Below are 11811 nucleotides of genomic sequence, written 5' to 3'. Positions count from 1 at the left end.
TAAGGAGAATAACATGACAAAAATTGTTGCTCGAAAATGGCTGGTTGCTGTGGGAGTAGCCTCTGCGCTGGCCGCCACACCTGGCTGGGCCGCCAAAGATGTAGTAGTGGCGGTAGGATCCAATTTCACCACCCTCGATCCCTACGACGCAAACGACACGTTGTCGCAGGCGGTAGCGAAGTCCTTTTACCAGGGGCTGTTTGGCCTTGATAAAGAGATGAAGCTGAAAAATGTGCTGGCGGAGAGTTATACGGTTTCTGATGATGGCCTGACTTATACCCTTAAGCTGCGACAGGGTGTGAAGTTTCAGGACGGCACCGACTTCAACGCCGATGCGGTTAAAGCTAACCTCGACCGGGCCAGCAATCCGGAAAACCATCTGAAACGCTACAACCTGTATAAGAATATCGATAAAACCGAGGTCGTCGATCCGTCGACGGTGAAGATAACGCTGAAGCAGCCGTTCTCTGCATTTATCAATATTCTGGCGCACCCGGCTACGGCGATGATCTCTCCCGCCGCGCTGGAGAAATACGGCAAGGAGATCGGTTTCCATCCCGTGGGGACCGGGCCGTATCAGCTTGAGACCTGGAATCAGACGGATTTTGTAAAGGTTAAGAAGTTCGCGGGTTACTGGCAGCAAGGGCTGCCAAAGCTGGATACGATTACCTGGCGTCCGGTGACCGACAACAACACGCGTGCGGCAATGTTGCAGACCGGGGAAGCGCAGTTTGCCTTCCCGATCCCTTACGAACAGGCGGCGCTACTGGCGAAGAATAAAAACCTGGAACTGGTGGCCAGTCCGTCTATTATGCAGCGTTACATCAGCATGAACGTCACGCAAAAACCGTTCGATAACCCGAAGGTGCGTGAAGCGCTGAATTATGCCATCAACCGTCAGGCGCTGGTGAAAGTGGCGTTTGCCGGTTACGCGACGCCAGCAACCGGCGTTCTCCCACCGTCGATCGCCTATGCGCAAAGCTATACGCCATGGCCATACGACCCGGCAAAAGCGCGCGAACTGCTGAAAGAAGCGGGTTATCCGAACGGTTTTACCACCACGCTATGGTCTTCTCATAACCATAGTACCGCGCAAAAAGTGCTGCAATTTACCCAGCAGCAACTGGCTCAGGTGGGCGTTAAGGCTCAGGTGACGGCGATGGATGCCGGTCAGCGCGCGGCGCAAGTCGAAGGTAAAGCGCAGAAAGAGAGCGGGGTACGCATGTTCTACACCGGCTGGTCTGCCTCTACGGGTGAAGCAGACTGGGCGCTGTCACCGCTGTTTGCATCTCAAAACTGGCCGCCAACGCTGTTTAATACGGCGTTCTACAGCAATAAGCAGGTGGACAGTGATTTAGCGGCAGCGTTGCAAACCAACGATCTGGCCCAGAAAGCGAAGCTGTACAAGGATGCGCAGGATATTATCTGGAAAGAGTCGCCGTGGATCCCACTGGTTGTGGAACAACTGATTTCGGCGCACAACACCAGATTGACCGGGTTCTGGATCATGCCGGATACCGGATTTAGCTTTGATGATGCGGATTTAAAATAAGCTATTCATCCGGCCCCGCCACACAGGGGCCGGCGAAGGGAGTGTGATGCTTAACTATGTTTTCAAGCGCCTGCTGGGGTTGATTCCAACTCTGTTGATCGTAGCGGTGCTGGTATTTTTATTTGTTCACCTGCTACCCGGCGATCCTGCCCGGCTGATTGCCGGACCGGAGGCTGACGCTGAGGTGATCGAACTGGTGCGTCAGCAGTTGGGTCTGGACCAGCCGCTGCATATTCAGTTCTGGCATTACATTACTAACGTGTTGCAAGGCGATTTTGGAACCTCAATGGTTTCTCGTCGCCCGGTCTCCGAAGAGATAGCCAGTCGTTTTATGCCATCGCTATGGCTGACCATTGCCAGCATGGCGTGGGCGGTGTTATTCGGCATGACGGCAGGGATTATTGCTGCTGTATGGCGCAATCGTTGGCCGGACAGATTGAGTATGACGCTCGCCGTCACCGGGATCTCTTTCCCGGCGTTTGCGCTCGGCATGCTGCTCATGCAGATATTCTCCGTTGAGCTTGGCTGGTTGCCCACCGTTGGCGCTGATACCTGGCGGCACTATATCCTCCCGTCTATTACCCTGGGTGCGGCGGTGGCTGCGGTGTTAGCCCGGTTTACCCGCGCTTCGTTTGTCGATGTGCTCAGTGAAGACTATATGCGTACCGCGCGGGCCAAAGGGGTGAGTGAAACCTGGGTGGTGTTAAAACATGGTTTGCGCAATGCGATGATCCCGGTGGTCACCATGATGGGGCTACAGTTTGGTTTTTTGCTTGGCGGCTCGATTGTGGTTGAGAAGGTGTTTAACTGGCCAGGGCTTGGGCGGCTGTTGGTGGACTCAGTCGAAATGCGCGACTACCCGGTGATTCAGGCCGAGGTGCTGTTGTTTTCTCTGGAGTTTATTCTTATTAACTTAGTGGTGGATGTGCTCTATGCCGCCATTAATCCGGCTATCAGGTACAAGTAAGGATGCGATTTTTTAACTGGCGCCGACAGGCGATTTTAAATGCGATGCCCCTTGTTAAGCCTGAGCAGATACGCACGCCGTGGCATGAATTCTGGCGTCGTTTCCGTCGCCAGCGCATGGCGATGTTAGCGGGGTTATTTGTCCTGCTGCTGATAATGGTGGCGATTTTTGCTCGCTGGTTAACGCCATTTGATGCCGAGAATTACTTCGATTATGACCGTCTGAATGACGGACCGTCGATGCTGCACTGGTTCGGCGTTGACTCGCTGGGGCGGGATATTTTTAGCCGTGTGCTGGTGGGGGCGCAAATCTCGCTGGCGGCGGGGGTCTTTGCCGTATTTATTGGCGCAGCGATTGGCACTGTGCTGGGTCTGCTGGCGGGATACTTCGAAGGCTGGTGGGATCGACTGATTATGCGTATCTGCGATGTGCTGTTTGCCTTTCCGGGTATTTTGCTGGCGATAGCCGTGGTCGCCGTGCTGGGCAGCGGCATTGCAAACGTGATTATTGCCGTGGCCATTTTCTCCATTCCGGCCTTCGCGCGGCTGGTGCGCGCAAATACGCTGGTGCTAAAGCAGCAGACCTTTATTGAATCCGCGCGCAGTATCGGCGCCAGCGATGCGACCATCATCTTCAACCATATCCTGCCGGGTACGGTTTCATCGATCGTGGTCTTTTTTACCATGCGAATTGGCACGTCGATTATCTCTGCCGCGAGCCTGTCATTTCTGGGATTGGGTGCGCAGCCGCCGACCCCGGAGTGGGGGGCAATGCTCAATGAAGCCCGCGCTGATATGGTGATCGCGCCGCACGTGGCGATTTTCCCGGCGGTGGCGATATTCCTGACGGTACTGGCGTTTAACTTACTCGGAGATGGTCTGCGCGACGCGCTGGACCCGAAAATTAAAGGATAAATCACAGGGCCGGATAAGACGTAACGCTTATCCGGCCTACAGTTGGGTTGCGCTTATTTAAACGCGGGTGCCCCACAGATCGTATTCATCAGCGTTTTCGACCTTCACGCGGATGATATCGCCAGGTTTCACCTTGGTTTCGCCATTCAGGTATACCGCGCCGTCGATTTCCGGGGCGTCAGCCATGCTGCGGCCAATCGCGCCTTCTTCGTCAACTTCATCAACGATAACCAGAATTTCGCGGCCCACTTTCTCCTGCAAACGTTCAGCAGAGATTTGCTGTTGCAATTGCATAAAGCGGTTCCAGCGTTCCTCTTTCACCTCTTCCGGGATTTGGTCCGGCAGGTCATTGGCGCCAGCGCCTTCTACCGGGCTGTATTTAAAGCAGCCCACGCGGTCCAGACGCGCTTCCTTCAGGAAGTCGAGCAGCATCTGGAAGTCTTCTTCCGTTTCACCCGGGAAACCGACAATGAAGGTTGAGCGCAGCGTCAGTTCAGGGCAGATTTCACGCCACTGCTTGATGCGTGCCAGTTGTCTGTCCACGGAGCCTGGGCGTTTCATCAGCTTAAGAATACGCGGGCTGGCATGCTGCAGCGGGATGTCCAGATACGGCAGGATTTTCCCTTCCGCCATCAGTGGGATCACGTCATCAACGTGCGGATAGGGATAGACGTAATGCAGACGAGTCCAGATCCCCAGTTTTGATAACTGCTCGCACAGATCAACCATGCTGGTTTTGACCGGCTCGCCGTTATGGAAACCGGTGCGATGCTTCACATCCACGCCGTACGCGGAAGTATCCTGAGAAATGACCAGTATCTCTTTTACGCCCGCATCCACCAGACGTTTGGCTTCGCTGAGGACGTCGCCAATCGGACGGCTCACCAGATCGCCACGCATCGACGGAATAATGCAGAACGTGCAGCGGTGGTTGCAGCCTTCAGAAATTTTCAGATAGGCATAATGACGCGGAGTGAGCTTGACGCCCTGTTCAGGAACCAGGCTCAGGAACGGGTTGTGCTTTGGTTTGGGCACATAGTGGTGAACGTGCTCCAGAACCTGTTCGTAGCTATGCGGTCCGGTGATTTCCAGCACCTTCGGGTGGACTTCACGGATCTGATCGACTTTCGCGCCCAGACAGCCGGTGACGATCACCTTGCCGTTTTCGTTCAGCGCTTCGCCGATTGCTTCCAGCGACTCCTGAACCGCGCTGTCGATAAAGCCACAGGTGTTAACGATAACCATATCCGCATCGTCGTAGCTTGGCACAACGTCATAGCCTTCGGTACGAAGTTCGGTCAGGATGCGTTCAGAATCGACGAGGTTTTTCGGGCAGCCGAGGGAGACAAAGCCGATTTTCGGCTGGTGGGTTACATTGCTCATAGCGTAAAAATTGTTCAGTTATTGGAATATTCAGGGCACGGATTCTACAGAGTTCTGAATAAAAATTGTATCGCAATCTCATACCATCAGTCGCCACGCCCGGCGTGGAATTAAAGATTATTTGTAAATTGTGTTAATTTTCGGTGATGGATTGATCCTGGACACGACTTTGTTCAAAAAATGACCATACTATTAAGTTGCACCATAGTTGGAAAGAGGAGGAACAAAGTATGGTTGTTGACAGACTGAGAACCGATCTTCTCAACAAATTGATAAACGCCCGTGTCGAACTTGCCGCTTATCTGCTGTTGAGAAAAGCGAAAGGCTACATGTCAGTCAGCGAGAGCGATCGTCTGCGTGATAATTTTTTTGCACTGAATCGCGAATTGCACGAGCAATCACAGCTTCACGGTATGCATCTTGATCAGGAAGAGTGGAATGCCCTTCATCGTGCTGAAGGGGCGTTAGCCGCCGCCGCTGTTTGTCTTATGAGTGGACATCACGATTGTCCAACCTTTATCGCCGTTAACGCAGAGAAACTGGAAAACTGCCTGACAACGCTGACGCTAAGTATCCAGTGTTTGCAATCTTATTCAACGCTGGAACACGTCTGAATCAGGGGGAGGGCGCTCCCCCTTTTCGTTAAGATTATGTAAATGTGGCAGGATAATTCCCCTTGCTGGCTACGCTTTATGCAGAGCCATTAAGGAGGTGTTATGCGTCGACTCTTTCTCTGTGCTGTCCCACTCGCGCTATTTTCCTCTTATGCCGCCGCGGTAGAGGTGGAAGTGCTGCAAACGAAACTCGATCATCCGTGGTCGCTGGCGTTTTTACCCGACAATCGCGGCATGCTCATTACGCTCAAAGGCGGCCAGCTTCGACTTTGGCAGTCAGGGAAGGGGCTTTCCGACCCGCTGACCGGCGTACCCAAAGTCTGGGCGAATGGTCAGGGGGGATTGCTTGATGTGGCATTAGCTCCGGATTTTAAACAATCCCGCCGGGTGTGGCTTAGCTTTGCTGAAGCTGACAGTGAAGGTAACGCCGGGACAGCGGTTGGTTACGGACGACTGAGCGACGATCTCAAACATCTGCAAGGGTTCCAGACCATTTTTCGCCAACAGCCGAAGCTCTCCAGCGGAAACCATTTTGGCGGACGTATGGTTTTTGATGGCAACGGTTATCTGTTTATTGGTCTTGGTGAAAATAATCAACGTTCTACCGCACAGGATCTGGATAAGTTGCAGGGCAAGGTCGTACGACTGACCGATGAGGGAAAAATTCCGCCGGATAATCCGTTTGTGAAGAGGGCAGGAGCGCGGGCAGAGATTTGGTCATATGGTATCCGCAACCCGCAGGGGATGGCGATGAATCCCTGGAGCGATACGCTGTGGCTTAATGAGCATGGTCCACGCGGGGGCGATGAAATCAATATCCCCGAGAAAGGGAAAAACTACGGCTGGCCGCTTGCGACCTGGGGCGTTAACTACAGTGGTCTTAAAATTCCCGAAGCAAAAGGCCCAATTGTTGCTGGAACAGAGCAACCCATCTTTTACTGGGAAAAGTCACCGGCGGTCAGCGGAATGGCTTTTTATAATAGCGATACCTTCCCACAGTGGCGGCAGAAGTTATTCATTGGCGCGTTGAAAGAGAAAGAAGTGATCGTGCTGAGCGTCAAAGGGAATGCCGTCACCGAAGAGGGTCGTCTGTTGCAGGAAAGGGGACAACGGATCCGTGATGTGCGCGTCGGACCAGACGGGTACTTATACGTACTAACCGACGAGTCCGACGGGGAATTACTGAAAGTGAGTCCCTGATTTAGTTAGCTGACCGGGATCATCACGACTTTTTGAAACGCCGGACGTTCGGTCAGTTGCTGATACCAGTGCTCCAGATGTGGGCGCGGGGTCCAGCTCAGGCCAACGTTGAACAGGTTATAGATAAACGGCGCAACGGCGATATCGGCAGTGCCAAATTCAGCCCCGGAGAACCATGGCTGGTCCGCCAGCGCGTTATCCAGAATGGCAAACAGGTTATCGCACACCTGACTACCCGCCTCGATTGCCGCCATGTCGCGTTTCTCGGCAGGGGTTCTGACCAGGCCAAACAAGATAACCCGATGCGCAGGACTTAGCGTCTGGTTTGCCCAGTCCATCCATTTTTCACCGACGGCGCGCGCGGCCGGGGTGTCAATCCACAAACGCTTTTGTCCGTACTGAGCTGCCAGATAGCGGACAATGGTATTGGATTCCCACAGAACAACGTCCGTTTCATCATCACGTAGCAGCGGGACCAGTCCGTTCGGGTTGAGTGCCAGATAGTCGGCATCGCGGTTACCGCCATGCTGTCCGCCCGCCAGAATTTGGTTATACGGCAGTTCCAGTTCCTCGAGCGTCCACAATACTTTTTTTACGTTGGTCGAGTTATTGCGACCCCACAGTGTAATCATAGTAACCCCGCAAATTAATTGAGCAGCTTTATGGCTGCAGATGCCATCTGACTAGCCCACATGGTGGGGTAAACCTAATATTTACGCAACAAAGTCTAAAAAAATCGTGCCGGGAGCAGCGCAGCGCGGTGTTATTGCATAAACTTTAAAAACTTTACCAACTTACGGTTTCTTTAAGCTCGTTAGTGCGTTATTACTCACCGCACTTATTTTACACGTCATCCATCAGACCTTTTCTGCATGGGTTGGCCAGGGTCGCTTGGCTGGTTTTGTGTAAACACGGTGTGGTATGACGTGGTTTTTTGGAATGGATACTCGGGTGGCATTTATGACGCAATACTTCTCTTCACTTCGCTGCTTTGCTGCAGGTTCTGCACTCTTAATCCTTTTGGCGCCGAACGTACAGGCGGCGGAGCAACCAACGGCCCCACCGAGCGTCGACGCGCGCGCGTGGATCCTAATGGATTACGCCAGCGGTAAGGTACTGGCGGAAGGTAATGCTGATGAGAAACTGGATCCTGCCAGTCTGACTAAGATCATGACCAGCTATGTGGTCGGTCAGGCGCTGAAGGCCGGGAAAATTAACCTCAACGATATGGTCACCGTGGGCAAAGACGCCTGGGCGACCGGTAATCCGGCCCTGCGCGGTTCGTCTGTTATGTTCCTCAAGCCCGGCGATCAGGTTGCAGTGTCCGATCTGAACAAAGGCGTTATCATCCAGTCTGGTAACGATGCCTGTATCGCACTGGCTGATTACGTTGCCGGCAGCCAGGAATCCTTCATTGGTCTGATGAACGGCTACGCGAAAAAACTGGGGCTGACCAATACCACTTTCCAGACCGTGCATGGCCTGGATGCGGCAGGACAGTTCAGTACCGCACGTGATATGGCCCTGCTCGGGAAGGCGCTAATCCACGATGTACCGGAAGAGTACGCTATCCACAAAGAGAAAGAATTTACCTTTAATAAAATCCGCCAGCCGAACCGCAACCGTTTGTTGTGGAGCACCAACCTGAACGTGGACGGTATGAAAACCGGTACCACGGCCGGGGCGGGATACAACCTGGTCGCTTCCGCGACCCAGGGGGATATGCGCCTGATCTCCGTGGTATTGGGGGCGAAAACCGACCGCATTCGTTTTAATGAGTCAGAAAAGCTGCTGACCTGGGGCTTCCGCTTCTTTGAAACCGTTACGCCGATTAAACCGGATGCCACTTTCGTGACGCAGCGCGTCTGGTTTGGCGATAAGAGTGAAGTTAATTTGGGCGCCGGAGAAGCGGGCTCGGTGACTATCCCGCGTGGTCAGCTCAAAAACCTGAAGGCCAGCTTTACCCTGACCGAACCACAGTTAACCGCGCCGCTGAAGAAAGGTCAGGTTGTGGGAACTATCGACTTCCAGTTGAACGGGAAATCCATCGAGCAGCGTCCACTGATGGTGATGGAGGCCGTGGAAGAGGGGGGATTCTTTAGTCGCATGTGGGACTTTGTGATGATGAAATTCCACCAGTGGTTTGGCGGCTGGTTCTCTTAATCTTAGCGTTTGCCGGATGACGCTATCGCCATCCGGCAGTATCGCTTAATACATCAGTTTGATACGTTGCGCTTTCGCGTACTCAACAAACGCCTCGTCAGGACGGCTATCGCTGACGATGGTATTAAAGCGTTTTACTTCACCCATCCGCGCAGGACGCACCTTACCAAATTTGCTGTGATCGACCACCAGCACGTGATGCTGCGCCATCGACATCGCCCAGTGTTTCACCGGTAGCTCTTCCAGGTTAAAACAGGTCGCGCCTTTCTCAATATGAACGCCAGCTGCGGAATAAAAAGCGATATCCGGGCACAGGTTGTTCAGCGTTTCCTGGAAATCAAGCGGTTTGAAAATTGCGTTGCTGGCATGGAATTCGCCACCACACAGAATGACGCGGCACTGCGGTTTTTCCTGCAGCACCAGAAACGTATTCAGCGAGTAGCAGATTGCGGTGAAAGGCAATTCATTGTCGATAGCCTCAATGATCCACGGCGTGGTGGTACCACAGTCGAAAAAGATAGTCTGGTGTGCCTGCACGAGGCTTGCCGCCATCTGGGCGGCACGGCGCTTTTCATCAACCAGTCGGGATTTTTGATCGCTGATTAAATAGTGATTGGCGCTGCGGGGTTCCAGAACAATATAGCCCCCGAGCAAGACGACGGGAGCATCGTGATTATTCAGGTCGCGACGGATGGTCATCTCAGATACGCCCAGCAGCGTCGCGGCTTCTTTGAGGTGTAATTTATCGCTGCGTTTCAGCGCCTGCAGTAATTGACCAATACGCTCGTCGCGTCGAGTTTCCATAGTTCCCCTGGAGAGTAGAATAAGTGCTCAGTATCGCGCTTAATACTACTCTTTTTACCGTGGGTTAGTCACGCACCCAGCCTTTACGGATGGGCAGAGCGAAGCAGGCGCGATAGCAATATTGCAAGCCGAGGTACAGGGGCGTGCCAAACCGCTGCCAGATCATCTGGGCACTCAGGCAGCCAATCAGCCCGGCGAGTAATCCTCCCAGCATATCCAGCGGCCAGTGTACGCCAAGGTAGACCCGCGACCAGGCAATCGCCACAGCAACGACCATCAGCAGAGCGCCCGTCCACAGGCGATGCCAGAACAGGAAAGCCAGTGCAAAGGTAAAGATAACCGTACCGTGATCGCTCGGGAAAGAGTCATCCGCCGCATGATGCAGGAAGTTGTAACCGATGTGGTTAACAAACGGACGATCGTGAGGGAACAGATGCCCCATCAGCCATGAAATCGCCAGACCGACGATCAGCGCAATCGCCATTTTTATAACTAACTGGCGCTGGAGAGTAACCTGGGCCCGCGGCCCCCAAAGCCAAAGCACAACGGCTAACAGCGGTACGATGTTAATCAGGTCTTTGGCAATAAAAATGGCAAGCGATATCATCCATTGCGCAGAGTCCGGCGTGGCATTGATGAGATAAAAAAGTGAGTTGTTCAGATTTTCCAGCATAACGTCCAGACTCAGTGTAATCGTTAAAAAGGCCCAAGAGAGGAGAGCATAAAATTGCTTTCACGGGATAAAAAGCGGTCTTGTCTTATTTGTCTGTTAAATGACTATTTTTCAGACAATTAATGAGACTTATTGAACATGATAGCGGCCTCAACTTAAATTAACCTTAACGCAAAATGTTCCTGAGCAAATGAGTGTAAAAATGTGCGCAATTTGCTTGCAAATCACATAATTCACTATCACCAGTACGGCGCATTTATTACACTTTGCGCGATTTTCCTATAGTTAAGAGACTGCATGCAGAACCGTTTATCTTCAGGCGCCCGTTTGGGGCGTCAGGCATTACTTTTCCCTCTCTGTCTGGTGCTTTACGAATTCTCTACTTATATCGGCAACGATATGATCCAGCCCGGAATGTTGGCGGTGGTGGAGCAATATAATGCCGGATTAGATTGGGTGCCCACATCCATGACCGCCTATCTGGCTGGCGGCATGTTTTTGCAGTGGTTATTAGGACCGCTGTCGGATCGAATTGGACGTCGCCCGGTGATGTTAACCGGCGTGCTCTGGTTCATTGTGACCTGCCTTGCAACCCTGCTTGCGCAGAATATTGAGCAATTTACCTTCCTGCGTTTTTTACAAGGGATAAGCCTGTGCTTTATTGGCGCGGTGGGTTACGCCGCAATTCAGGAATCCTTTGAAGAAGCGGTGTGCATAAAAATTACTGCGCTGATGGCAAACGTAGCGTTGATTGCGCCCCTGCTGGGGCCGTTGGTCGGTGCAGCCTGGGTACATGTTCTGCCGTGGGAAGGGATGTTTATCCTGTTTGCCGCCCTGGCCGCCATCTCTTTTTTTGGTCTGCAACGCGCGATGCCGGAAACGGCAACCCGGCTTGGTGAAAAGCTGTCGATTAAAGAGCTGGGCAAAGATTATAAGCTGGTGCTGAGGAACGTGCGCTTCGTTGCAGGCGCGCTGGCATTGGGTTTTGTCAGCCTGCCGTTACTGGCGTGGATTGCGCAGTCCCCGATTATTATCATCAGCGGTGAACATCTCAGCAGTTACGAATATGGCCTGTTGCAGGTACCGATTTTTGGCGCGTTGATTGCCGGTAACCTGGTACTGGCGCGCCTGACCTCGCGAAAAACCGTACGTTCGCTGATTATCATGGGCGGCTGGCCAATCGCCGTCGGGCTGGTGATTGCCGCTGCGGCCACGGTGGTGTCATCCCATGCGTATCTATGGATGACGGCGGGTTTAAGCATCTATGCGTTTGGTATTGGCGTGGCGAATGCGGGACTGGTACGTCTGACGCTGTTTGCCAGTGAAATGAGTAAGGGCACGGTTTCTGCCGCCATGGGTATGTTGCAGATGCTGATTTTTACCGTCGGTATTGAGCTGAGTAAACACGCTTATCTGCTCGGAGGAAACGGCTTGTTCAGCCTGTTCAATCTGGCAAGCGGCGTACTGTGGGTGATTCTGATGGTTATCTTCCTGAAAGATAAACGGGTAGGGGATTCACGGGAAGGTTAAAGCCCGGTTGC

11 protein-coding genes are annotated in these 11811 nt (G+C 53.0%); 7 read left to right on the top strand and 4 right to left on the bottom strand.

Annotation, left to right across the window (positions count from 1 at the left end; genetic code table 11):
• The first annotated feature begins 13 nt into the window (after positions 1-13).
• From gsiB to gsiD, 3 genes are read left to right on the top strand one after another with little or no spacing between them, the layout of a single operon-like run.
• A complete protein-coding gene (gsiB, locus tag OGV65_RS14150) occupies positions 14-1552 on the top strand; it encodes a glutathione ABC transporter substrate-binding protein GsiB (protein WP_115190782.1) in 1539 nt (512 codons plus the stop codon).
• A gap of 46 nt (positions 1553-1598) precedes the next feature.
• Complete coding sequence (gsiC, locus tag OGV65_RS14145) at positions 1599-2519, top strand: glutathione ABC transporter permease GsiC (RefSeq protein WP_016152391.1); 921 nt, start codon at positions 1599-1601, stop codon at positions 2517-2519.
• Positions 2520-2521: 2 nt separating this feature from the next.
• A complete protein-coding gene (gene gsiD / locus OGV65_RS14140; RefSeq protein WP_047501226.1) occupies positions 2522-3433 on the top strand; it encodes a glutathione ABC transporter permease GsiD in 912 nt (303 codons plus the stop codon).
• 57 nt (positions 3434-3490) lie between these two features.
• Here gsiD and rimO read toward each other — a convergent pair whose 3' ends face one another.
• Entirely contained in the window at positions 3491-4816 is a 1326-nt protein-coding gene (gene rimO / locus OGV65_RS14135; RefSeq protein WP_016152393.1) for a 30S ribosomal protein S12 methylthiotransferase RimO, read from the bottom strand.
• Between the two features lie 230 nt (positions 4817-5046).
• Between rimO and bssR the strand changes: the two genes are divergently transcribed.
• Both bssR and OGV65_RS14125 read left to right on the top strand, forming a co-directional pair.
• Positions 5047-5430, top strand: a complete 384-nt coding sequence (bssR, locus tag OGV65_RS14130) for a biofilm formation regulator BssR (protein ID WP_016156086.1) — start codon at positions 5047-5049, stop codon at positions 5428-5430.
• 102 nt (positions 5431-5532) lie between these two features.
• Positions 5533-6630: a PQQ-dependent sugar dehydrogenase gene (locus OGV65_RS14125; RefSeq protein WP_200107591.1), complete on the top strand. Its 1098-nt coding sequence runs from the start codon at positions 5533-5535 to the stop codon at positions 6628-6630.
• 5 nt (positions 6631-6635) lie between these two features.
• Here OGV65_RS14125 and OGV65_RS14120 read toward each other — a convergent pair whose 3' ends face one another.
• Positions 6636-7262, bottom strand: a complete 627-nt coding sequence (locus OGV65_RS14120) for a glutathione S-transferase family protein (RefSeq protein ID WP_141875023.1) — start codon at positions 7260-7262, stop codon at positions 6636-6638.
• A gap of 328 nt (positions 7263-7590) precedes the next feature.
• Here OGV65_RS14120 and dacC point away from each other — a divergent pair, with 328 nt between their 5' ends.
• Complete coding sequence (gene dacC, locus OGV65_RS14115; RefSeq protein ID WP_286455109.1) at positions 7591-8793, top strand: serine-type D-Ala-D-Ala carboxypeptidase; 1203 nt, start codon at positions 7591-7593, stop codon at positions 8791-8793.
• Between the two features lie 45 nt (positions 8794-8838).
• On the opposite strand, the gene deoR is transcribed toward dacC, so the two are convergent.
• Positions 8839-9597, bottom strand: coding sequence for a DNA-binding transcriptional repressor DeoR (gene deoR / locus OGV65_RS14110; protein WP_019076372.1), 759 nt, complete (start codon positions 9595-9597; stop codon positions 8839-8841).
• 64 nt (positions 9598-9661) lie between these two features.
• Positions 9662-10270 (bottom strand): undecaprenyl-diphosphate phosphatase, encoded by a 609-nt coding sequence (ybjG, locus tag OGV65_RS14105; protein ID WP_286455086.1) that lies wholly within the window; start codon positions 10268-10270, stop codon positions 9662-9664.
• A gap of 297 nt (positions 10271-10567) precedes the next feature.
• Between ybjG and OGV65_RS14100 the strand changes: the two genes are divergently transcribed.
• On the top strand, positions 10568-11800 hold the full coding sequence (locus tag OGV65_RS14100) for an MFS transporter (protein ID WP_047501216.1): 1233 nt from the start codon (positions 10568-10570) through the stop codon (positions 11798-11800).
• Positions 11801-11811: the final 11 nt, after the last annotated feature.

This window comes from Citrobacter sp. Cb004, assembly GCF_030337065.1.
GTDB lineage: Bacteria > Pseudomonadota > Gammaproteobacteria > Enterobacterales > Enterobacteriaceae > Citrobacter > Citrobacter braakii.
Note: the sequence above shows the minus strand (reverse complement) of the source record. Positions and strands in the feature narration are given on the sequence as shown.

Excerpts from the sequence above, each read along its gene's own strand:
- gsiB (WP_115190782.1), top strand. The coding sequence starts at position 14 with ATGACAAAAATTGTTGCTCGAAAATGGCTGGTTGCTGTGGGAGTAGCC.
- gsiC (WP_016152391.1), top strand. The coding sequence starts at position 1,599 with ATGCTTAACTATGTTTTCAAGCGCCTGCTGGGGTTGATTCCAACTCTG.
- gsiD (WP_047501226.1), top strand. The coding sequence starts at position 2,522 with ATGCGATTTTTTAACTGGCGCCGACAGGCGATTTTAAATGCGATGCCC.
- rimO (WP_016152393.1), bottom strand. The coding sequence starts at position 4,816 with ATGAGCAATGTAACCCACCAGCCGAAAATCGGCTTTGTCTCCCTCGGC.
- bssR (WP_016156086.1), top strand. The coding sequence starts at position 5,047 with ATGGTTGTTGACAGACTGAGAACCGATCTTCTCAACAAATTGATAAAC.
- OGV65_RS14125 (WP_200107591.1), top strand. The coding sequence starts at position 5,533 with ATGCGTCGACTCTTTCTCTGTGCTGTCCCACTCGCGCTATTTTCCTCT.
- OGV65_RS14120 (WP_141875023.1), bottom strand. The coding sequence starts at position 7,262 with ATGATTACACTGTGGGGTCGCAATAACTCGACCAACGTAAAAAAAGTA.
- dacC (WP_286455109.1), top strand. The coding sequence starts at position 7,591 with ATGACGCAATACTTCTCTTCACTTCGCTGCTTTGCTGCAGGTTCTGCA.
- deoR (WP_019076372.1), bottom strand. The coding sequence starts at position 9,597 with ATGGAAACTCGACGCGACGAGCGTATTGGTCAATTACTGCAGGCGCTG.
- ybjG (WP_286455086.1), bottom strand. The coding sequence starts at position 10,270 with ATGCTGGAAAATCTGAACAACTCACTTTTTTATCTCATCAATGCCACG.
- OGV65_RS14100 (WP_047501216.1), top strand. The coding sequence starts at position 10,568 with ATGCAGAACCGTTTATCTTCAGGCGCCCGTTTGGGGCGTCAGGCATTA.